Here is a 21,166-nt window from a genome sequence, read left to right on the forward strand (position 1 = left end):
CAGGGTGCAAATTCCCCCTTGATGTCGTCAACTTCCCCAGCAGGTCGACGATGGGCCGGATTGGCGTAGAAAATCTATGCCGTTGAATGCCGACGGATATATAAAAGTAATAGCCGTTCAGTTCCGTAGATCTACGGAGTCGAGCAGCATGCTTGCATATTGAAGAGCGCGCCGCTCGCCCGACAACTCGGGTCGCGACGCGTGATACAGGCCTGGCTCGTCACGCGGCCGGCTCGTCGGAGGGGCGAGCGTGGCGATGGCGGCCGCGCTGATCTGCTTCGGCGGATAGAGATAGAAGTCCATCAGCGGCATGTGTGGCCCGTGGGCGTTGCGCTGGAGCACGTCGCGCGCCGCCTCGCCGGCGACCGGATAGATTGCGTGCCAGCCGGCAAAGCTGCTGGCCAGGATCTCCAGCGCGAGAATTGTGGTCGCGATCTGGACGAAGCCTTCATTGGCCTTCTTGGCGCTGCGCGTGGTGGAGGCCTTGCGCAGCACTTGCCGAAGCTCCTTATGGCGTTCGATCAGCGGGCCCATGCGAAACTGCCAGAGCATGTTTGGCAGCGACGCGTAGCCGTGAACCTCATGATACGATTCGATCAGGCTGCGGCATTGCCCCGTCAACGTGCGGGGCAGAAAAGTCAGATCGAATCCGGCATCGTCCCGCAAAGAGCTGGCTTCGGCGCGTGCCGAACGGGTCACGGTGTCCATGGTCGAACCTCGCTGAGCAGAGTCTTCTCTGTGCGCAGAGATTAGCGAGTCCGGGCATAACTCTTCGATCGACAATCCGGCGCTTGAGCGTAGCAAAAAAATATCCGCAGCGCGCTGCGCGAGTGCTTCTGCGCGCAAGTCGAGCAGGCACTTCGGCTGACTATGACAGAAATGACACAGCCCGCATGAAACGTTTGCGCCGCGGTATCGTTCGTCTGCGAAATCTCCATGATTTCGCCGACGCTTTGGGCAAACCGCGCGTGCAATTGATGAGTCCGCATGCAAGCGGCGTACAGATGCGCCGTTGCGCTATTTTATTTTAACGAACGCTCGCGGCAAACCGTATCGCCTTTTTCTGCGCCCCGCACGAAGGATGACACCGAGCTTAACGAAACCGAAAGAACGCCTTGAAGGCGTCGGTATCAACCGTTTGGGGCAAGATGATGAGAAAGTATCTTTTGGCAGGCGCATCGCTGGTCGCGATGATGGGGATGGGCGGCGCTGCCAATGCGGCCGACACGCTTCCGCCGGCAGGCAATACGTTCTGCGATCCGTACAAGAACTATGGCTGTCTTGATTCCTATCTCGGCAGCGACTTCTTCACCCGGTTCATCAACTACTACCGGCTCGAATGGGGACATGACGGAGCACCGTCTGATCCCAAGGCGCCGCCGTCGCGTCGCGACGGCTGGCCGACGACGCCGCAGAGCACGCCGCCGATGCCGTTTACCGAATGGCCGTATGGTGGTTCGACGAGCATCGGCGTGACGCGGCCAAGCTCCATCGACAGTCCGCTGATGAATGCACTAGGCAACACGAAACTCGGCGAGGCGATGAGCGACTCGCACATCCAGGTCTATGGCTGGGTCAATGCTGGCGGCAACCTCAGCAGCAACACGGTGCGCGGCGGCAATTCGCCGGCTGCGTACGACTACAACCCGAACACCGTGCAGCTGGATCAGGCCGTGCTCTACATCGAGCGCCTGCCGGACACGGTCCAGAAGGATCATATCGACTGGGGTTTCCGTCTCGCGCCGATATATGGCGAGAACTATCGCTACACCACGGCCTACGGCCTGTGGAGCAACCAACTCCTGAACCAGAACAGGAACTACGGTTACGATCTGCCGATGGCCTACGGCGAGGTCTTCATTCCCTGGCTCGCCGATGGTCTTCTCGTTCGCTTCGGCCGCTTCATTTCGATTCCCGACATCGAAGCGCAGCTCGCGCCGAACAACTACATGTATACGCACTCGATGACATATACGTTCGACAACTACACTAACACGGGCGTTCAGACCACGCTGGCCGTCAACAAGAACTGGATGGTGCAGGTGGGTCTTTCGGTCGGCAGCGACACCATGCCGTGGAATGCTGGCGCGAAAATCGCCAATCCGTCTCCGAACCCGCTCTTTCCCAACAGTACCATGCTGAAGGATCCCGGTGCGATCCCGAGTGTTACGGCAGGCGTGCGGTGGACCAGTGATTCCGGCAATGACAGCGTCTACGTCGTCGCAGACGCTATCAACAGCGGAACATGGGGCTACAACAACCTGCAATGGTACGGCCTGACGGCCTATCATAAGTTCAACGACCAGTGGCACATCTCGTTCGAGACGTACAATCTGCACCAGAACAATGTGCTGAACGCCAACAATCCTGCTGCGATAGCCGCGTACCTCGCGGGCGGCACACCGTTCTCTCCGCAATACGTGCCGTTCAACGCGCCAGGGCTCGCCCAGTGCAACAGCGCGGCCGTATTCGCCTGTACGGCCTCGGTGCAAACCTATCTCGCCTATTTGAATTACAAGGCGTCGCCTCTCGACAACATCTCCTACCGGATCGAGTTTTACGACGACAAGCAGGGCCAACGCACAGGCGTCAAGACGCGTTACGTCGAGACCGGTCTCGGCTGGCAGCACTGGTTCTCGCCGCAGATCGAGATCCGGCCCGAAGTCTCCTACTACAGGTCGCTGGATGCCAACGCGTTCAACGGCAATGCGAATCTCGGCATCGCTCCGACCAAGAACTACGCCCTGATCGGCTCGGCCGACATCATCATCCACTTCTGATGACGGGGCGACCCCGGCGGCGTGCCTGCTGCCGGGGTCTTCGGACAAATTCGACAGGGGTTCTCACCATGAAAAAGCTTCTTCTCACCACGGCGTCGCTCTGCGCGATCGGCCTCGCTACTCCGGCGCTCGCAGCGGACCTTCCGATTTACGGCAAGGCGCCGGCCGCCGTCTCGCCCGTCTATGACTGGTCCGGCTTCTATGTCGGCGTGTTTGGCGGTGGCGGCTACGGCAACCACAATCTGAACAACGCGACCGGCCCGGCCGGTTTTGCCAACTTCACCGCCAATTACGACTCCAAGGGCGGTCTTGGCGGCGGCGAGATCGGCTATCAATGGCAGAGCGGCCAAATCGTGTTCGGCGTCGAGGCCGACGCGTTTGGCGCCGATATCAAGGGCAGCGACAGTTTTGCGCTCGGCTGGGACGACGCGACCAAGCTCGGCTGGGGCGGTACGCTGCGGGCGCGCGGCGGCATCGCGGTCGATCGGCTGTTGCTGTTCTTCACGGGTGGTTGGGCCTATGGCGAGCTGACCCACACCAACACCAATCCAGGCTTTGGCGTCGACACGTTCAAGGCGACGCGCAGCGGCCTGGCTGCCGGCGGCGGCATCGCCTATGCGATCACCGACAATCTGATTGGGAAGTTCGAGTATCGCTATCTCGATCTCGGCACTTTCCACCGCGACGCGCCGACCAACGGTGCGCTGCCTTATACGGTCGCCAACACCTATTCGGTCGTGACACTCGGACTCGACTTCAAGTTCGGTGGCAACCCGGTCGTTGCCAAGTACTGACACGCCCAGGGGGAGGACAACATGACCGCTAAACGGCCGGCTCGGATTGTCGCGACGATGATCATTCTGGCAGGGCTCGGCGCTTGCCTTGCCGGTTGCGTGAGCGATCTCGGCGCGACCGCGGTAGGTTCATCCGATACTCACCAGATGCGCTATTACGGAGGGCCAAAATATCCGATGTGGCCGAGTCAATGAACAGTCCTGTCCGGCCCCGGTCGCGGGGCCGGGCGAGGGCATTACCGCACCAGATCCAGCGCCAGTGCGGGATGACCTCCCGGCATGACCGAGCCCAAGAGGGTCTTGGCCAACGGCATTCCGGCATCGGAGGATGTCAGCACGACGATCGCATCGCGTGACTGAAGGTTGGCCATGGCGAGCGCGCGAAATCCGGGATTGCTGCCCCAGTGCCAAATCGCGACCGGATGGTCCTTTTCCTCGAGTCCCCACCCAAGCCCCCAGGAAAGACGTGGTGCGGGAAGTTTCCGCGGATCGCGCGTGATCGACGAGAGCAATTGTTCGTCGTTGAGGACTGTGGCCATGAAGCGGGCATAGTCGTTCGCCGTGGTGTAGAGGGAGCTGGCGGCAATCTCGTAGGGAAAACGGAGCTGGCGGGGCGAGCCCGCAACGAGCTGTGTTTGGATCGCCGGCGTCAGTTTGAATGCGGTGTTGGTCAATCCAATCGGTGCAAACAGCTCCTGCTCCGCCAACTGCTGCAGCGGCCGGCCGGTCAGGGTTTCCAGCATGCGTTGCAGCAGCACGTAGCCTTCGCCGGAATATTGCCAGCGCGTGCCTGGAGCAGAAGTCTGGGTCAATGGCCCATCGGAAGCCCAATTGGGAAACCCGGCGCCATGGGACAGCAGCAAGCGCGGCGTCACGGTGCGCAAGACGTCGACCGCTACCGTGTCGACGATCGGAGCGGCCTTCAGAGCGAAGAGGTTTTGGCGGTGTTGATATCCGTCAGGAAATATCTCGCTGAGCGGACGGTCCAGCGAGAGTTCTCCTCGCCGCGCCAACCGGAGCACGACGTAGGCGACAACCGGCTTCGACAGCGACGCCGCTTGAAAGACAGCATCGGATCCGGGATCCGTACCACAGCCGGAGGCCGACAGCGCGCGCGCCTCGTGCCCATTTCTCAACATGGTGGCGGACACGGCGCAGACGTGTCCCTCGGACGCCAGCCTCGCCACCTGATCATCAAGATCGTCGGCATGGCCACGACCGGCCAGCGCCAAGGTTGCGCAAGAAGCCAACAGAAACCCGCGTCGATCCATGGGACCCTTCCGTTTCCGGCAGATGAGTTCGTCGCGTGCCGGGTCGTTCCGGCACCGTATCGCATTCGAATTGCGCCATCCTGGTGACCGATCCTGCAGCGATTGTCGTTCGGTGGATGTTCGCGTTTACCAAGCTTACGTGGATCTGACAGCGAAGGCCTGATGCCCCCAGGCCGGCGCGCATTCGCTTTTTGCTGGCGAACCCGGCCGAATGGTGGAAAAAGCAGCGATATGATCTCAATCGCTGTGGCGGCGGCCCACCGGCGGAATATCGAGCGTCAAGCAATGCGCCTTCTGATCGTCGAGGACAATGCCGAGCTGTCGCGGCTCGTGGCCAGCGGGCTGGCGGCGGCCGGCTACGAGAGCGATATCGTGGGCAGCACCGAGGAGGCGCGCGAGGCGGTGCACAATGTCAATTATGCCGCGATGATCCTCGATCTCGGCCTGCCCGACGGCGATGGCCTGTCGGTATTGCGCGAACTGCGGCGGCAGATGGAACCGCTGCCGGTGCTGGTGTTGACCGCGCGCGGCGGCGTGCAGGACCGCGTCAACGGCCTGCGCAGCGGCGCCGACGATTACCTGGCGAAGCCGTTCGCGATGGAGGAGCTGGTGGCACGGCTGGAGGCGATCCTGCGCCGTCCGGGCCAGCTGCTCGGCCGCTCGCTGCGGCTCGCCAATCTCGTCTACGACACCGAAAGCCGCCAGATCTTCATCGACGACAAGCCGCGGATCATCTCGTCGCGCGAGACCTCGGTGCTGGAGATCCTGCTGCGCCGGCAGGGGCGGGTGGTGCCGAAGAAGAACGTCGAAGATCACATCTTCGGCCTCGAGGGCGAGGTCGCATCCAACGCGGTCGAGGTGTACGTCTCCCGGTTGCGCAAGCAACTCACCGAACATGGCGCCAAGGTCGTGATCCACACCATCCGCGGCGTCGGCTACATGATGGCCGAGGAGAAATAGCGTGGGCGCCGCCGGGTCATTCGCCAGGCCGTCGTTCAAATCGCTGATCTCGCGCATCGTGTTCTTGCACATCATCGCGATCGCGGTGGTCGCGATCTTCCTGCCGCTGGTGTTGTTCTGGCTGTTGAACTCCGAGATCGACCAGCTGCATCGCGCCGCGATGCGGGCCCAGGCCGAGACCCTGGCCGAGCGCATCGCGGTCCAGCCCGACGGCAAGGTGACGTTCAATCTGCCCGACAGCCTGCGCGGTCTCTATTCGGAAGCCTATGGCCGCTACCAGTACGACATCCGCGATGCCGACGGACGCCTGCTGTTCTCGTCGCACAAGAAGACCGGTAGCGTCGAATCGGAGTCGATCTCGGGCGCCGACGTGACCCAGACGATCGGCGACACCACCGTCCGCATTCAGGTGGCGGAAGACCTGTCGCATCGCGACGTCATCACCGACGACATCGTGTCCAACTTCTTCCGCCGGGTCGGGTGGATCACCATTCCCATCCTCCTGATCCTGCTCGCCATCGACATCTTCATCTTCCGCCGCGCGATCGCGCCGCTCTGGATGGCCTCGGAGGAGGCCAGCAATATCGGCCCGTCGCGCACCGACATCCGGTTGCCGACGGAGCAGATTCCGCGCGAGATCATGCCGCTCGTCACCGCCGTCAACCAGGCGCTGGATCGTCTCGAGGACGGTTTTCGCGTGCAGCGCCAGTTCACGGCCGATGCCGCCCATCAACTGCGCACGCCGCTCGCGATCCTGCGCACGCGGATCGAGACGCTCGGCGACGGCGCGGCGAAGCAGGCGCTGCATGACGATATCGCGGGCATGAGCCGGATCGTCGCCCAGCTCCTGGAGATCGCCGAGCTCGACACGCTGGTGCTCGATCCCGGCGAGACGGCGGATTTGCGCGCCGTGTGCGCCGAGGTGGTCGGCGCGATCGCACCGTTCGCGATCGCCCAGCACAAGGACATCGCGCTCCGGGGCGCCGACGCGCCGGTGATGATCCACGGCAATTCCGAGATGCTCCAGCGCGCGGTCTTCAACCTCGCCGAAAACGCCATCAAGTTCACCGCGAAGGAGACGTCGGTGGACGTCGAGGTCGGCGACGATGGCTCTGTGCGCGTGCGCGATTGCGGTCCGGGCGTCACGGAAGCCGAACGCGAGCTGATCTTCCAGCGCTTCTGGCGCAGGGATCGCCAGCGCAGCGACGGCGCGGGCCTCGGCCTTTCGATCGTGCGCGGCGTCGCCGACGATCACGACGCGACAGTCGCAGTGGACAATCTCCCCGGCGGCGGCGCCGAGTTCACGCTGCGGTTCAGGCTGGCGGACAAGGCCGTCTCAGCGCCCGCCTAGAGCGGAACGCATTATCCGACACATACGCGTGCAACCGCGCCAGCCCTTCCGGCAAACGGAAGCAGGGGACATGGAGCTCGCCGCTCCGTGGGATCGCCCTCGCATTTTGCGAGAAGCGCGACGAGATCCTGTGCTCGCCTCTTCCAGACGTCATGAAGTCGTGCCATTCTAGATTGTGGGTTAGCTTGGCGCAACTAGAACAAAAACAATTGGGGTAGGCAGATCATGCATCGTCAATCTCTCATCGGCGCGGTCGCAGGTGTTCTTGTCACGGCTGCTGGTAGCCCCGCGATGGCGACGCAGTGCACAGGCTTGCAATCGCTCGCGCTTGAGCAGACCACCATCACGTCGGCGACCGATGTCATTTCCGGCACTTTCGCCATTCCGGGCACCAACCCGGTGCAGTACCTCACGGGATTGCCGACGTTTTGTCGCGTCACGGCGACGATCGCGCCCACGACCGACTCGTCGATCAAGATCGAGGTCTGGTTGCCGGAGAGCACATGGGGTGGGCGATTTCTCGGTCTTGGAAGTGGCGGGTTCGGCGGCTTCTTCGACTACGGCGCTCTCGCCTTGCGTCTCAAGGCCGGATACGCGGTCGCCAACACCGGTCTCGGCACCGGGGTCTCGGGGTGCACCAACAATTTCTGCGGATCCAACGGCAATCAGGGCAACGCGCTTGCGATCTCGTTGGGGGAGCCGGCCAACCCGACCACTGGTCTTTATGGGCACCCGGAACGGATCACGGATTTCGGTCATCGGGCGATCCACTTGATGACGGTGCAGGGCAAGGCGATCACCGCAGCGTTCTATCAACGAAACGCCGACAAGAGCTATTTCTTCGGTTGCTCGACCGGCGGCCAGAACGCGTTGATGGAAGCGCAGCGCTATCCAGATGACTACGACGGCATCGTGGCCGGCGCGGCGCCCTTCAACCGCTCACGATCGTATGGATCAACGCCTTACGGGTGGCAGGTCGCGCATGCGAAATCCCGGAAGACTCATGCAGACCGGCCAGATGTCATTGATCAACAAGGCGGTCCTGGCGCAGTGCGCCGGCCGGGATGGTGGAGTCAAGACCGACCAATTCTTGTCGGATCCGCGCGACTGCCACTTCGATCCAAAAGTCCTGCAATGTACGGGCGGCAACCTCCCGCCTGCGTGCCTGACCGCCGAGCAGGTCACGAGGATGCAGAGTTACTACGCCGGCGTCATCGACCCCGTAAATGGCGACGTGGTCTTTCCTGCGTATTCGCGCGGCACCGAGATTGAAGACATCAACGCTCTCGGCATCATGGCAAAGCAGCAGCTTCCGGAGCCGCTCGCTGACGGCCCCTTGTATTGGGTGTTCGGTCCAAGCTTCGGCCAGCCGGGCAGCGCCATCAATTACACGAATTTCGACATCCACCGCGATCTCAAAGCTGTGGACGACCAGCTCGCCGAGCCGATGAACGCCAACAGTACCGATCTCAGCGCGTTCCGCGCCCATGGCGGCAAGCTGATCATGTACCATGGTTGGGCGGACCAGGGTGTCGCCTCGCAAGTCAGCATCAACTATTTCAATGCGCTTGTGGAGCACGACAGGCACGATTTCGAACATTCGCGGCATGGCGCCGAGGAGGTACGGTTCGATGAGAGGGACCGCAGGCGATCCGCGCTGGAGAGGACCCAGAGCTATGCCCGGCTCTACATGGTCCCCGGCATGCATCATTGCACTGGCGGACCCGGTCCCAACTCCTTCGTTCTGCTTCCATCGCTCGTGAATTGGGTCGAGAACGGCACGGCGCCGGATGCGGTCACCGCGACCAAATATGTCGATGACACTCCGCCCAACGTTCAGATGACGCGACCGCTTTGCGTGTTCCCGAAGATCGCGAGGTACAATGGAAGCGGCAGTACCAACGATGCGGCGAGCTTCACGTGCGTCCGCGGCGAGCATGAGTTCAACCAGAAGCCGGCACCGCAGTACGGGCCGTGACCACGACAGCGCCGAGAGGGGACGATGAAAGGACTCTCTTCGCTACCGTCGCGCTGAGTTGCCAATCGAGCTTTATCGCGACGCGCTCGTCGCCGCCGGCTCCAATACCGGATCGGTCGAGGACTCGCGCACGACGAGCTCGCACTGAAAAAGACTGGGCTTGCCGGCCTGCGGCATCTCGCCGAGGCCAAGCAGCGAGGAGACTGCCGCGTTCGCAATCTGCGCCATCGGCTGGACGATCGTCGTGAGGCGTGGCGTGATGAGGTTTGACAGCGGAATGCCGTCAAAGCCCACGACGGACAGGCCCGCCGGAATGGGAATGCCGAGATCGTTGGCTGCGCGCAGGCAACCAATGGCCTGCTGGTCGGAGCTGGCAAAGATTGCGGTCGGACGCTCGGCTCTTGGCCTCGCGAGCAGGAAGGTGCCGGCGGTACGGCCGCTCTCATAGTCGAAGGCCGCGTTGACGAAGAGCGGTTCGATCTTCGCGCCCTTGGGCGCACGAAGCGTGCGCATGACGTCGAGATATCCCTGCAGACGATCGTCGGCGGGGCGCGAGCCGGACGGGCCGGCGATGCAGGCAATGCGGCGATGCCCGAGCTTGGCGAGGTAGTCCACTGCGACGCGCGCGCCGCCGCGGTGATCCGCTGCGACACCGGGATGATCGGGGAGGAGGCGGTCCACCGTGATCAGCGGCAGTCCCTTGGGCGCCTTGATGGCGTGAGGGCTGTTGCAGGGAACAATGATGATGCCGTCGACCTTGCGCCCGGCGAGCTGCGCCAGCCGATCCGCCTCCTTTGCGGCATCGTCGAACGAGCTCATGAAGATGACGTTGTGACCGCGATCGGCCGCGGCGCGTTCGGCGCATTGCACGAGCTCGGCGAAGAACGGATTGGTCAGGTCCGGAATGACGATGCCGATCAGCCGGCTGACCTTGCTGCGCATGCTGCGGGCGAAGGGGTCGGGCCGGTAGCCGAGCTCGTGGATCACGGCCTTGACGCGCGCGCGCACCTCCGGAGTCACCGATGGATGCTCGTTGAGCACGCGCGAGACCGTGCCCACGGCGACCCCGGCGCGCTCGGCAACGTCCTTGATTCCACGCTTTGCCATCAGGCCTCAGTGATTAGCGTGCCGGACGGACGATCAGCAACCGGCGCTTTTCCAACGCGCTGCTCCGGAAGCGTTCCAAGCGTCCGACCAGCGGTTGGTCAGTCTTCCTGTCCATTTGGAAACGGTTCATCACTATATCGATGAACTGCTTGGGGGCAAAGGGGTGAGAAGGCGCGGTGGACTCGATCCGGTTGCTCGAATACCGCGTCAAATGCAGTGCGAAATGGTCGGTTCGCGCGTGCACAAACGCTGGTGGCTTGAAACCCGCTTCCAGTTCTGATACCCCAAATTTGGAAACGTTTCATCGCGTCGCCACAATGGCCGGCACAAGAAAACGTTCAACAGGGAGGTGGAAATGGCGAACTCGACGCGCAAATCCGGAATCAGCCGCCGTCAGATCGTTCTGGCCGGCGCAGCAGGTACGATCACCATCATGTCCGGCGTTCGCCCGACATTTGCCGACGGCAAGCCGAAGGTCGGCCTGGTCATGAAGTCGCTCTCCAACGAATTCTTCAAGCAGATGCAGGCCGGCGCGGACAAGTTCGCCGCCGAGAACAAGGACAAGTTCGACTTCAAGGCCGTCGGCATGAAGGACGAGCGCGACTTCGCCGCCCAGGTCGACGCGGTCGAGAACTTCGTCACCCAGAAGTACGACATCATCGTCGTTGCTCCTGCCGACTCCAAAGCGATGGCGACGCCGCTCGCCAAGGCCATCAAGGCCGGCATCACCGTCGTTAATATCGACGTGCCGCTCGATGCAGGCGCCAAGAAGGCCGCGGGCATCGATCTCGCCTTTTTCGGTCCCGACAACCAGGCCGGCGCCAAGCTGGCCGGCGATGCGCTTGCCAAGGCGCTCGGCGCGGGCGGCAAGGTCGTCATCCTCGAGGGCAATCCCGAGGCCGATAACGGCAAGCAGCGCAAGCAGGGCTTCATGGAGTCGATCGCCGAAGGCAAGCTCCAGCTCCTCGACAGCAAGACGGCGCATTGGGAGACCGAGGAAGCCAACACGCTGATGACGAACTTCCTGACCAAATATCAGGACATCCAGGGCGTGATGGCCGCCAACGACTCGATGGCGCTCGGCGTCGTCAAGGCGCTCGATGCGACCGGCAAGAGCGGCAAGATCAAGGTCGTCGGCTTCGACAACATTCCGCCGGTGCAGCCCCTGATCAAGAGCGGCAAGATGCTTGCGACGGTCGAGCAGTTCGGTGCCCAGATGGCCGTCAACGGCATCAAATACGGTCTGCGCCAGCTCGCCGGCGAGAAGTTCTCGGGCTGGATCAAGACCGACGTCAAGCTGGTCGAGGCCAAGGACCTCGCATAGCTCGGTCGTTCGCTTCTGTGATCTGATCCATCGGGACGCCTGCATCTTGCCGGCGTCCCGATTTTGGCGAAGATCATCTTCGCAAGCTTATCTTTGACCGCGACGGAGAGCGCGCCCTCATGCAAGGCGATGAGTTGAGCCGTCCTCGCGCCGAGCAGATTGCGGAGGCCGAGAGCCCGATTCTCAAGCTGCAATCGGTCGGCAAGCGCTTTCCCGGCGTCGTGGCGCTGCGCGACGTCTCCTTCGAGATCGGGCGTGGCTCGGGACACGTGCTGCTCGGCGAGAATGGCGCCGGCAAGTCCACCCTCATCAACCTGCTCGGTGGTGTGTTGCAACCGGATGACGGATCGATCTGGTTCGATGGCGCACCCTACCGCCCGACTTCGCCGATCGAGGCCTTCACGGCCGGGATTCGCGTCGTGCACCAGGAACTGCATCTGCTGTCCAACCTTTCGGTGGCGGAGAATCTGCTGTTCGAGCAGCTGCCGAGCCGGCGGGGCCTCGTCAATTTCCGCGACATGAACAGGCGCGCGGCGGAGCTGCTTGCAGAAGTCGGCCTCGACGTTTCGCCGACGATGGAGGTCGGCCGTCTCGGCGTCGCGCAGATGCAATTGGTCGAGATCGCCAAAGCGCTTTGCCACGAGAGCAAGCTGCTCGTGCTCGACGAGCCCACGGCGACGCTCACCGTTCGCGAGGTCGATCGTCTGTTCGCGATCCTGCATCGTCTGAAAGCCAAGGGCGTGACCACGCTCTACATTTCGCATCGGCTCGAGGAGATCTACGAGGTCGGAGATCAGGTGACGGTGCTGCGCGACGGGGCGCACGTGACCACGCGTCCGCTTGCGGGCCTCGATATCCCCGACATCGTGAAGCTCATGGTTGGGCGAACCATCACCGGTGAGGCTCCTATCGATATGGATGCACCTTTCGGCGATGAAGCGCTCGGGGTGAGCGAGCTGAAGCTGACCGACGACAGCCCAGCGATTTCGTTTTCGCTTCGCAAAGGCGAGATCGTCGGCATCGCCGGGCTCGTGGGATCCGGCCGCACCGAAATGGTTCGCGCGCTGTTCGGCGCCGACCCGAAGGCCGCCGGCACGATCCGGATCGACGGCCGGGAGGTCGACATCGCCTCGCCGAAAGACGCGGTGGCGCACGGGCTGTGCCTTGCGACCGAGGACCGGAAGGGGCAGGGGCTGCTGCTTGAGATGAGCTGCGCCGAGAACATGACCATCACCGACCTCTTGCGGGTGTCGTGGCGCGGGCTGCTCCAGCGCAGCCAAGAGAATGGCGTCGCGCAGCGGCTGGTGAAGGAGTTGCGGGTCAAGACGCCGTCGATCCACCAGGCGGTCCGGACTTTCTCGGGCGGCAACCAGCAGAAGGTCGTGATCGCGAAGTGGCTGTTCCGCGGGCCCAAGACGCTGATCTTCGACGAGCCCACGCGCGGCATCGATGTCGGCGCCAAGGCCGAGATCTATGAGCTGCTCGGCAAGCTCGCGCTCGAAGGCAAGAGCATCCTGGTGGTTTCGTCCGATCTGCCCGAGCTGATGGCGATCTGCCACCGGATCCTGGTGTTCTCGAAGGGACAGATCACCGGGGAGGTGCCGCGCGCCGAGTTCGACGAGCACCGCATTCTTTCTCTCGCCTATCAGGAGTACAGCCGTGTCCGAGCAAGTTGAGCGCGCCACCGAGCGTAAGGCGCGCGTCAAATGGGACAATCTGCTGCGCATCTCGATGCGCGAGGCGGGCGTCACGGTCGCGCTCGTGCTGATCGTTCTGTTCTTCTGCGCGACCGCGCCTTATTTTGCGACGAGCGGCAACTTCCTCAAGATCTTCGTTCAGATCGCGATCAATACCGTGCTTGCCGCCGGCATGACCTTCGTCATCCTGACCGGCGGCATCGACTTGTCGGTCGGCTCGGTGCTGGCCCTGTGTACGGTCGTCGGCGCGACGATCATGACGGACGAGCGCCTTGCGGCGGGCACCTCGATCGCGCTCGCCTTCGTCGCGTGTCTCGGAACGGGCGCGATCTGCGGCGCCATCAACGGCTGGGTGTGCGAACGGTGGAAACTGCCGTCCTTCATCGTCACGCTCGGCATGCTCAACATCGCCAGCGGTCTCGCGCGCGTCGTCTCGAATAACTCCACCATCACGGGATTGCCGCAGCCCTTTGTCGAGTTCGGTAACATGATCTTCTTCGGCGTGTTCCCGTCGATCTTCGTGATCGCGCTCGGTGTCGTGCTGATCGGCTGGTTCATCCTGCGCTTTACGGTGTTCGGCCGTTTCATCTTCGCCATCGGTACCAACGAGGAGGCGGTGCGCCTGTCCGGCCACAATCCGAGTGCGATCAAGATCGCCGCCTTCACGATCTCGGGCCTCACCGCCGGCACGGCTGCGATGGTCTATCTGCTCCGGCTCAACGTCGGCAGCCCGATTGCCGGCATCGGCTATGAGCTGAACGCGATCGCGGCCGTCATCATCGGCGGCACGAGCCTCTCGGGCGGCAAGGGCTCGATCATCGGCACGCTGGTCGGCGCCTGCATTCTTCAGGTGCTGTCGACAGGTCTTCAGCTTCTCGGCGCCGAAGACAACGTCAAGCCCATCGTGATCGGCGCCGTCATCGTGCTCGCGGTGATCCTCGATACCTATCGCAACAAATTCCTGCGCGCGATGGAGAGCCGCAGGTCGGACGGGTAAGGGCCGCTGGCTACTTCAGCTTGCCGGTCGACAGATCCATGATCATGCGCGTGGTCAGGTAGAGGCGCGGCACGATGGTGTCGAGCTTCACGTATTCGGCGTCGTTGGAATGCGCGCCGAAACCAGACAGGCCCATGCCTTCGACCACGGCGCCCTTGGTCTTGAGCGCGGCAAACGCGGCGTCGGTGCCGCCGCCGGTCGCCTTCTCGTCGACCTTCAGCGGCATTCCGAGCTCCTGATAGATCGTCTTGCCGTAGCCGGCCACGCGACGCGAAGCGTCGTTGGCCTCGAGCGGCGGACGGCGCACCTCGAACTTCAGCTCGACCTTGGAGTCGGGCAGCAGGCGATTCTTGATCTTGTCCTGCAGCGCCTTCTCCAGCTCGTCGAAATCCGACACTTTGAGCGCGCGCGCATCGGCCTGCGCCGTGGCCTCGGCAGGGATCACGTTGCGGTTGGTGCCGGCCTTGGACACCGTCCAGTTCAGCTTCAGGCCCTGCTCGGGCTTTGACAGATCCTTCATCTGCAGCACCTGATGCGAGAGCTCGTAGAGCGCGTTGATGCCGCCCTCGGGCCGCGCGCCGGCATGCGAGGACTTGCCGGTCACCGTGAGATAGGCCGAGCCGATGCCGCTGGTGGCGAGCCGCAGCGTGCCGTCGGTGCCGCCGCCCTCGAACGAGAACACGACATCCTGATCGGCGGCGAATTTGGTGATGGTGCTGCGCCAGCCGGGCGAGGAGATCTCCTCGTCGCCATTGGTGAGCACGGTCAGCGTGCCGTATTCCCTGAAGTTCAGTTTCTGCAGCATCGCCACGGTGTGGAGGATGAGCGCGACGCCCTGCTTGTCGTCGGCAATGCCGAGGCCGTAGGCCTTGTCGCCGTCGATGCGAAACGGCTGATCCTTCAGCATGCCCTTCAGGTACACGGTGTCCATATGGGCGATCAGCATGATCTTCCTGGTGCCGGTGCCCTTGAAGGTGGCGTGCACGGCCGGGCCGATCTTGTCCGGCGTGTCGTCGAGACGATAGATGTCGGTGGGCTGCAGGATCTCAACCGTGCCGCCAAGCTGCTTGAGCTGGTCGGCCACGCGGCCTGCGATCACGTTCAGGCCCTCGACATCCCTGCTGCCGGTTTCGATGTTGACGAGGTCGCGCAACGTGTCGAGCAGCGGCTGCTGCTCCTTCTGCGCCAGCGCCTGGACGTCGGCCATCGGCTCGGCGTGCGCCACAGCACAGGCGAGCCAGAGCGAGGCGATGAACGTGCCAGCGAACGATGGGGCAAGGAGCGATCGGGACATGCGCGACGGACCATTGGTTGGATGATGGCCCGGTATGCCTCCGTTTCCGGCGCTTGTCACGCGACAGTTACGCTGCACCCCTCGCCGTGTGGGTGAGGGGGATCGCGTCGACAGACACTACTCGGTACGCGACGATCCGTCCTGCGCTCACGGCGGCAGGAGTTCCGCTGCCTGATCAAGCTGGTCAACCGACGCAGCTTCGCTTGGCCGCTCGAATACGAAGCGCGAGATCGTTGATATCGTGGCGCTAGCACTGCCGTCCTGGCCGATAAGGATGAGCCCGGCTCCGCCATTGGCGACGTTCAGAATGATCTCCTCGCCGATCCAGGTCTTGATCGGGTCCATTCCAATGACGAGAAACTCACCCATGGGCTGGTCAAGATATTGAAGCCGCAGTTGCGGGCCGATCTCTGCTGCGGCAATCCCCAAACCGAGCCGTTTCGCGCGCGCGTAAATTGCGGCCAGGGTCACAGGGTCCGTACCAAAGCCAAGCGCGGCCGCCGACACGGTGACGAGATCCACTTCCTTCCTTCTGGAACTGACGGTGAAGGTCGGCCGGGCCATGATTTCCGTCGCTGATCCTCCCACATGGCAGCCGATTGCATCCAGCGCGTTACGAAGGGCGAGCGGACTTGAAAAATTGCCGACAGTGATCCGCTTCCACACCGGGAGATCGGCAACGGATCTGACCGGGCTGATCGGCGCATAACTCGGGGGTGCCGCCTTCAGCTTCAATTGGTTTTGCAACACATCTCGCGCGCTGCATTGCGCGTCAGCTTTGGTCGCGAACTGGAATAGGCACAGCGCGCAGAATATCGCGGTCAGGAGCGGGCAGCGACGATGAGCTGCGGCTGTCGAAGAATGTTGCCGTGATCGGCAGTCAACGTCCTGATGAGAACCTTGGTCCATGGCAACCTCGCTTGCATGAGGTGCGGACAAAATGAATCAACGTGTTTTTCAATTTCTGGTCGGCCGGTCCGCGTCGTAACGGATCCCTCAAAAGGGGATGCGAGCTTAAATCCGGCGGCGGAGCGTGAACATTGGAAACTGCGGGGTGCGACGAATGTATCAAGGCAAGTCTGCTGACGGGACTCGCACGATAACGGTGCGCGAGCACCGATCTATCGCGGATCGCGCACCCTTTGATCGTGCTCGTGCGCAGTTCAATTCCAGCGCGATAGCCGATGCCGAACTGCGTCCTCCAAAACGGTGGCCCAAGGTGGCCAGCGCACCTTGGGTCCACAACGCGAGAAGGGGGAGGGCAGTCGCGTCCGCGTCGACTATTTCTGCGGCGGGCCGAGATCCAGCGGCGGCAAGTCGATCTGCGGCACCTCGATCTTGACCTTGTCGAGGTCGACATTGACCGGCTTATCCAGGAGGCCCGTCACCGTGATCGGGAAGGCGATCACGATCAGCACCATGATCATCTGCAGGCCGATCCAGGGCATCGCGCCCCAATAGATGTCCGAGCTCTTCACTTCCTTCGGCGCCACGCCGCGCAGATAGAACAGCGCGAAGCCGAACGGCGGATGCAGGAACGAGGTCTGCATGTTGACGCAGAGCATGACGCCGAACCAGATCAGCGCCGGTCCGTCGCCGACGACGGGTCCGAGGATCTTCTGCGCGATCGGCGCGATCATCGGCAGGATGATGAAGGCGATCTCGAAGAAGTCGAGGAAGAACGCCAGAAAGAAGATGAAGAGGTTGATGAAGATCAGGAAGCCCCAGACGCCGCCGGGCAGCGAGGTCAGGAGATGCTCGAGCCAGACGCCGCCGGAGACGCCGAGGAACACCACCGAGAAGCAGGTCGAGCCGATCAGGATGAAGGTGACCATGCAGGTGAGGCGCATGGTGGATTCGTAGCCCTGCTTGATGAGGTCGCGCAGGTCGGGAATGCGGGCGGCCGAGATGCAGATCCAGGCCACCGCCAGATAGGTCAGGGCGAAGGCGATCTTGAAGATCAGGTTCTCGGTGAACAGCATCGCGACGATGGTGCCGATGCCGGCGGCGATCACGCCGACGATCAGGACCATGCGGTCGGTCGAGGTGAAGTCCTTGTGGTGGATCGCGGCGAGCACGATGGCGCCGACTGCGCCCATCGCGCCGGCTTCCGTCGGCGTCGCGAGGCCCATCATCATGGTGCCGAGCACAACGAAGATCAGCACGGCCGAGGGGATGATGCCCATCAGGCACTTCTTCCACAGCGCCCAGCCGGTCAGCGTGCGCGCTTCCAGCGGGACCGGCGGCACGTGTTCCGGCTTGATCAGGCCGAGAATGAAGGTGTAGCCGGCGAACAGCATGATCTGGAACACCGAGGGGCCCCAGGCGCCGAGATACATGTCACCGACCGACTTGCCGAGCTGGTCGGCGAGCACGATCAGCACCAGCGAGGGCGGCACCAGCTGCGTGATGGTGCCGGAGGCCGCCAGCACGCCGGTGATGTAGCGCATGTTGTAGCCGTAGCGGATCATCACAGGCATCGAGATCAGCGCCATGGCGATGACCTGCGCCGCGACCGTGCCGGTGATGGCGCCGAGGATGAAGCCGACGATGATGACGGAATAGCCGAGACCGCCGCGGACCGGGCCGAACAACTGGCCCATCGAATCCAGCATGTCCTCGGCCAGGCCGCATCTCTCCAATATCGCGCCCATGAAGGTGAAGAACGGGATCGCGAGCAGCAGCTCGTTGGAGAGCACACTGCCGAACACGCGGCCGGGGATCGCCTGGAGGAAGTTGAGGTCGAAGAAACCGAGATGGATGGCGAGGAAGCCGAAGGAGAGGCCGACCGCCGCGAGCGTGAACGCGACCGGGAAGCCGAGCAGCATCACCAGAACCAGGCCGCCGAACATCAGCGGCGGCATCATCTCCAGCGTGATCATTGAGTCGGCCTCTCGTACTTGGCGTCGATCGTCACATAGCCCTGGAGAGCCGCGATACGCTTGATGACTTCGGAAACTCCCTGCAATGCCAGCATCACGAAGCCGGCGGGGATCACGAATTTGATGGGCCAGCGGATCAGGCCGCCGGCATTGCCCGACATCTCGCCGACGTCATAGGCCTGCATGAAGAACGGCCAGGACAGGTAGGCGAGCAGGAGGCAGGAGGGGATCAGGAAGAACAGCGTGCCGATCAGGTCGAGCCAGATCTGGCCGCGCTCGGACAGCATCAGATACATGATCTCGACGCGGACATGCTCGTTGCGCTTGAAGGTGTAGGACGCGCCGAACATCACCAGGATCGCGAACATGTACCATTGCAGCTCCAGCCACCCGTTCGACGAGTAGCTGAAGGCGTAGCGGATCATGGCGTTGGCCGCGCTGACCAGACAGGCGAGAAGCACGAGCAGGTTACAGACGTACCCAATCTTCTCATTGAGGGCGTCGATGGCGTTGCTCACCGCCAGCAATGGACGCATTTTACCTTCTCTCCGTCGCGGCCTAACACTTTGGCAGGAGGCTTCAGCGCGCAAATCTCGGCCCGCGTGCGCAAAGCACGCGATCGCACGGATCACAGTCCGAGAACGATTGCGGCGTCAGTCCTCCCCTCGTGCCTTGCCGTCTTGACCGCGACCGCCAACGGAGCGGGCCGGCTTATTGCTGCCGGGCAAGCAAAGGCGAGGGCACCAAACCAGCGGGCTTGTGCGCCGTCAATCGGAAAATGGGCAAATTGACGGCGGGTCAAAAGCTTAAGGCGGCGGCGGACGATTCTGAAAGGCCTTCATCCGGCCGATCAAGAACCGGAGCAGCTGGCTGGCCGCGTTCGGCAACTCGCGACCCAGGCGGGTGATGATGTGCGCCTCCGCCGACGCGAGCAGCGCATTTTCGACCGGAATGGCAACGAGCGATCCGTCCTCCAGATCGGCCGCAACCGAGAAGGCCGGAAGCAAGGTCACACCCAGGTCGGAGCGAACGAAATGTCTCAGGATGCTGATCGAGGTCGTGGTCAGCTTGGGTGAGAGCCCGATCTTCTCGGACGTCTCGGCCATCGTGAGCAACTGGCGCGTGCCGTAGCCCGCATGCATGATCCCGAGCGTGTGTTTGGCGATCTCGCGGAGCTTGACCGCGCGGCGGAGCTTCGCGAGCGGATGGTCAGGGCGCGCGATCAGGCAAATCGGCTGGCGGATCGCGGCGCAGGAGCGGATCCGTGGATCCTGGGGCGGGTGATAGACCAGCCCGATGTGGCAGTGATCGTCCGCGATGGCGCGGATGACCTCGCTGGTGCCCGCGAGTTCCAGCGAAATGGTCAGGCGCGGATGGCGGCGCCAGAATTCGCCGAGCGAGCCGCCCATGAGATCGGCGACAAAGCCCTCGCCCAGCACGAGGTCTATGTGACCGCGATGCAGGCCCTGGAGCTCCCGCAACCGGGCCAGGGTGTCGTCCCGGTCGACCGTGTGACGGCGATAGTGCTCGATCAGCAGCTCTCCGGCTTCGGTCGGCCGTACCCCGCGGCTGTGCCGGTCGAGCAGGGCGGCGTCGAGCTCTTGCTCCAGCAGGGCGATCTGGCGACTCACCACGGACGGGTTCACGCCGAGCGCGTCGGCGGCGGCGCGTACGGCGCCGTAGCGCGCGGCCTCGGCCAGGTAGCGAAGCCGGTTCTCGTCGATTGGATTGATCATGGCCGGGTTACTCCTGCCAAAGTGTTGCCTATGAGGCAACATTAGGCAACCGCGCCGCTGATGCCCGGGCCGGCCCCGGATCCCTATGATTTCCCGGCAATCTGAGGCGAGGGACAGGGACATGGCAGTCGTTGGCGTCGTTGGGCTCGGGAATATGGGGCGCGGCATGGCGCTCTCGCTCAAGCGAGCCGGGCATGACGTGCTCGGGACCGATGCCTCGGCAGCGGCCCGCAGCGCGATCGCAGCGGAGGGCGTCGCGGTTTTCGAAGGCGTCGGACCACTCTGCGCCCGCGCGGATCTGCTGGTCCTCTCCTTGCCGACCGCCGAGATCGTCGAAGCCGTGGTGGCCGGCCCGGGCGGCGTCATCGCCCATGCGAGGCCGGGCCTGCGCGTGGTCGACACCTCGACCTCCCATCCCGACACGACCCGCCGGCTCGCCGCTTCTCTTGCCGCGCAGGGCATGGCGATGATCGATGCGCCGGTCAGCGGCGGTCCGAAGGGCGCGATCACCGCGACCATGACCATGGTGATCGGCGGTGCGGATGATGATGTCGCCGCGGTCGAACCGATCCTCAGCGACATGAGCGCCAAGCGGGTCCATGTCGGATCGGTCGGCGCCGGGCACGTCTCCAAGATCATCAACAACCTGCTCTGCGCGGCACATCTACTGACCGCGGCCGAAGCGATGCGCATCGCGCGCGACGCCGAGGTCGATCCGGCCCGGCTGCTCGAAGGCCTCAATGCCGGCTCCGGCCGATCCGGTGTCACGCTGGTCAATCTGCCGACATGGATCCTGAACGGCGCCTTCGATTCCGGCTTCACCATGGCGCTGATGCGCAAGGATGTCCGCCTGGCCACTCAACTCATCGCCAAGCTCGCGCTCGATCTGCCGATCGCGCAGGAAACCGCGCGGATCTGGTCGGAGAGCGCCGGCTCGATCGGCGATGGCGAAGACTTCAACAGGATCGTCGAGCTGCAGCTCGGCAGGATGTGAG

At 63.2% G+C, this 21,166-nt stretch carries 17 protein-coding genes and 1 pseudogene; 10 read left to right on the forward strand and 8 right to left on the reverse strand.

Translation table 11 applies throughout. From position 1 onward, the window contains the following. Positions 1–117: 117 nt before the first annotated feature. Positions 118–846 (reverse strand): hypothetical protein, encoded by a 729-nt coding sequence (locus NLM32_RS20030; RefSeq protein ID WP_254130625.1) that lies wholly within the window; start codon positions 844–846, stop codon positions 118–120. Between the two features lie 302 nt (positions 847–1,148). Here NLM32_RS20030 and NLM32_RS20035 point away from each other — a divergent pair, with 302 nt between their 5' ends. Together NLM32_RS20035 and NLM32_RS20040 are read left to right on the forward strand one after the other, a co-directional pair. Beyond that, positions 1,149–2,780, forward strand: a complete 1,632-nt coding sequence (locus NLM32_RS20035) for an outer membrane beta-barrel protein (protein ID WP_254130626.1) — start codon at positions 1,149–1,151, stop codon at positions 2,778–2,780. Between the two features lie 68 nt (positions 2,781–2,848). Then, positions 2,849–3,574 carry an outer membrane protein gene (locus NLM32_RS20040; RefSeq protein ID WP_254130627.1) on the forward strand — a complete coding sequence of 242 codons (726 nt, stop codon included), beginning with the start codon at positions 2,849–2,851 and terminating at the stop codon, positions 3,572–3,574. Between the two features lie 236 nt (positions 3,575–3,810). Here NLM32_RS20040 and NLM32_RS20045 read toward each other — a convergent pair whose 3' ends face one another. After that, the gene (locus tag NLM32_RS20045; protein ID WP_254130628.1) at positions 3,811–4,845 is read right to left on the reverse strand and encodes a serine hydrolase; all 1,035 of its coding nucleotides are present in this window, start codon (positions 4,843–4,845) and stop codon (positions 3,811–3,813) included. Positions 4,846–5,130: 285 nt separating this feature from the next. Here NLM32_RS20045 and NLM32_RS20050 point away from each other — a divergent pair, with 285 nt between their 5' ends. From NLM32_RS20050 to NLM32_RS20065, 4 genes and pseudogenes are all read left to right on the forward strand, one after another. Next, positions 5,131–5,805, forward strand: coding sequence for a response regulator transcription factor (locus tag NLM32_RS20050; protein WP_254130629.1), 675 nt, complete (start codon positions 5,131–5,133; stop codon positions 5,803–5,805). Between the two features lies 1 nt (position 5,806). Next, positions 5,807–7,156, forward strand: a complete 1,350-nt coding sequence (locus NLM32_RS20055; protein ID WP_254130630.1) for an ATP-binding protein — start codon at positions 5,807–5,809, stop codon at positions 7,154–7,156. Between the two features lie 291 nt (positions 7,157–7,447). Next, positions 7,448–8,080, forward strand: a pseudogene (locus NLM32_RS20060) (tannase/feruloyl esterase family alpha/beta hydrolase); the annotation flags it as partial. A 94-nt stretch (positions 8,081–8,174) separates the two neighbouring features. Next, a complete protein-coding gene (locus NLM32_RS20065) occupies positions 8,175–9,134 on the forward strand; it encodes a tannase/feruloyl esterase family alpha/beta hydrolase (RefSeq protein WP_254130631.1) in 960 nt (319 codons plus the stop codon). Positions 9,135–9,206: 72 nt separating this feature from the next. Here the strand turns inward: NLM32_RS20065 and NLM32_RS20070 are convergent, their stop codons facing one another. Continuing rightward, entirely contained in the window at positions 9,207–10,241 is a 1,035-nt protein-coding gene (locus NLM32_RS20070) for a LacI family DNA-binding transcriptional regulator (protein WP_254130632.1), read from the reverse strand. A 355-nt stretch (positions 10,242–10,596) separates the two neighbouring features. Here NLM32_RS20070 and NLM32_RS20075 point away from each other — a divergent pair, with 355 nt between their 5' ends. The 3 genes from NLM32_RS20075 (at position 10,597) to NLM32_RS20085 (ending at position 14,259) form a co-directional block, all read left to right on the forward strand. Then, positions 10,597–11,565 carry a sugar ABC transporter substrate-binding protein gene (locus NLM32_RS20075; protein WP_254130633.1) on the forward strand — a complete coding sequence of 323 codons (969 nt, stop codon included), beginning with the start codon at positions 10,597–10,599 and terminating at the stop codon, positions 11,563–11,565. Positions 11,566–11,699: 134 nt separating this feature from the next. Continuing rightward, entirely contained in the window at positions 11,700–13,241 is a 1,542-nt protein-coding gene (locus NLM32_RS20080) for a sugar ABC transporter ATP-binding protein (RefSeq protein WP_254130634.1), read from the forward strand. Beyond that, on the forward strand, positions 13,225–14,259 hold the full coding sequence (locus NLM32_RS20085; protein WP_254130635.1) for an ABC transporter permease: 1,035 nt from the start codon (positions 13,225–13,227) through the stop codon (positions 14,257–14,259). The genes NLM32_RS20080 and NLM32_RS20085 overlap by 17 nt, the downstream gene beginning before the upstream one ends. A 10-nt stretch (positions 14,260–14,269) precedes the next feature. Here NLM32_RS20085 and NLM32_RS20090 read toward each other — a convergent pair whose 3' ends face one another. The 5 genes from NLM32_RS20090 to NLM32_RS20110 form a co-directional block, all read right to left on the reverse strand. Beyond that, positions 14,270–15,553 carry a M20/M25/M40 family metallo-hydrolase gene (locus NLM32_RS20090; RefSeq protein WP_254130636.1) on the reverse strand — a complete coding sequence of 428 codons (1,284 nt, stop codon included), beginning with the start codon at positions 15,551–15,553 and terminating at the stop codon, positions 14,270–14,272. Positions 15,554–15,700: 147 nt separating this feature from the next. Next, the gene (locus tag NLM32_RS20095; protein WP_254130637.1) at positions 15,701–16,462 is read right to left on the reverse strand and encodes a hypothetical protein; all 762 of its coding nucleotides are present in this window, start codon (positions 16,460–16,462) and stop codon (positions 15,701–15,703) included. A 371-nt stretch (positions 16,463–16,833) separates the two neighbouring features. Continuing rightward, the gene (locus tag NLM32_RS20100) at positions 16,834–18,435 is read right to left on the reverse strand and encodes a TRAP transporter large permease subunit (RefSeq protein WP_254130638.1); all 1,602 of its coding nucleotides are present in this window, start codon (positions 18,433–18,435) and stop codon (positions 16,834–16,836) included. After that, complete coding sequence (locus NLM32_RS20105; RefSeq protein ID WP_254130639.1) at positions 18,432–18,971, reverse strand: TRAP transporter small permease subunit; 540 nt, start codon at positions 18,969–18,971, stop codon at positions 18,432–18,434. The genes NLM32_RS20100 and NLM32_RS20105 overlap by 4 nt, the downstream gene beginning before the upstream one ends. Positions 18,972–19,241: 270 nt before the next feature. After that, positions 19,242–20,171: a LysR family transcriptional regulator gene (locus NLM32_RS20110; RefSeq protein ID WP_254130640.1), complete on the reverse strand. Its 930-nt coding sequence runs from the start codon at positions 20,169–20,171 to the stop codon at positions 19,242–19,244. 121 nt (positions 20,172–20,292) lie between these two features. Here NLM32_RS20110 and NLM32_RS20115 point away from each other — a divergent pair, with 121 nt between their 5' ends. Further along, complete coding sequence (locus NLM32_RS20115) at positions 20,293–21,165, forward strand: NAD(P)-dependent oxidoreductase (protein ID WP_254130641.1); 873 nt, start codon at positions 20,293–20,295, stop codon at positions 21,163–21,165. Position 21,166 lies beyond the last annotated feature (1 nt).

Origin of the sequence: Bradyrhizobium sp. CCGUVB14, from assembly GCF_024199935.1 — a bacterium.
Classification (GTDB): domain Bacteria; phylum Pseudomonadota; class Alphaproteobacteria; order Rhizobiales; family Xanthobacteraceae; genus Bradyrhizobium.

Coding starts and splice junctions, on each gene's coding strand:
- NLM32_RS20035 (WP_254130626.1), top strand. CDS start 1,149: ATGATGAGAAAGTATCTTTTGGCAGGCGCATCGCTGGTCGCGATGATG.
- NLM32_RS20070 (WP_254130632.1), bottom strand. CDS start 10,241: ATGGCAAAGCGTGGAATCAAGGACGTTGCCGAGCGCGCCGGGGTCGCC.
- NLM32_RS20105 (WP_254130639.1), bottom strand. CDS start 18,971: ATGCGTCCATTGCTGGCGGTGAGCAACGCCATCGACGCCCTCAATGAG.
- NLM32_RS20045 (WP_254130628.1), bottom strand. CDS start 4,845: ATGGATCGACGCGGGTTTCTGTTGGCTTCTTGCGCAACCTTGGCGCTG.
- NLM32_RS20040 (WP_254130627.1), top strand. CDS start 2,849: ATGAAAAAGCTTCTTCTCACCACGGCGTCGCTCTGCGCGATCGGCCTC.
- NLM32_RS20110 (WP_254130640.1), bottom strand. CDS start 20,171: ATGATCAATCCAATCGACGAGAACCGGCTTCGCTACCTGGCCGAGGCC.
- NLM32_RS20115 (WP_254130641.1), top strand. CDS start 20,293: ATGGCAGTCGTTGGCGTCGTTGGGCTCGGGAATATGGGGCGCGGCATG.
- NLM32_RS20100 (WP_254130638.1), bottom strand. CDS start 18,435: ATGATCACGCTGGAGATGATGCCGCCGCTGATGTTCGGCGGCCTGGTT.
- NLM32_RS20075 (WP_254130633.1), top strand. CDS start 10,597: ATGGCGAACTCGACGCGCAAATCCGGAATCAGCCGCCGTCAGATCGTT.
- NLM32_RS20095 (WP_254130637.1), bottom strand. CDS start 16,462: ATGGACCAAGGTTCTCATCAGGACGTTGACTGCCGATCACGGCAACAT.
- NLM32_RS20065 (WP_254130631.1), top strand. CDS start 8,175: ATGTCATTGATCAACAAGGCGGTCCTGGCGCAGTGCGCCGGCCGGGAT.
- NLM32_RS20090 (WP_254130636.1), bottom strand. CDS start 15,553: ATGTCCCGATCGCTCCTTGCCCCATCGTTCGCTGGCACGTTCATCGCC.
- NLM32_RS20050 (WP_254130629.1), top strand. CDS start 5,131: ATGCGCCTTCTGATCGTCGAGGACAATGCCGAGCTGTCGCGGCTCGTG.